Raw genomic sequence first — 216 nt, 5'->3', positions numbered from 1 at the left:
TTGGATTCCTTGGGGACCTTGAATACCCTGCGGACCGGTTGGACCTATCTCTCCTTGAACACCTTGTATTCCTTGCGGTCCCTGTAAACCCGTCACTCCGGTTGCTCCCGTTGCTCCTGTCGCTCCTGTCACTCCAGTTGCTCCTGTCGCCCCGGTATCTCCTGTTACTCCTGTCGCTCCGGTTGCTCCTGTCGGGCCAGGTGGTCCACCAGATGG

At 58.8% G+C, this 216-nt stretch carries 1 pseudogene; it reads right to left on the bottom strand.

The window, feature by feature from the left end:
* Window positions 1–216 (bottom strand): annotated as a pseudogene (locus MR079_RS29020) (hypothetical protein); the annotation flags it as partial.

Source organism: Bacillus cereus group sp. BfR-BA-01381 (genome assembly GCF_022663555.1).
Classification (GTDB): domain Bacteria; phylum Bacillota; class Bacilli; order Bacillales; family Bacillaceae_G; genus Bacillus_A; species Bacillus_A pacificus.
The sequence above is the reverse complement of the archived record's forward strand: the minus strand, read 5'-3'. Positions and strand labels throughout refer to the sequence as shown.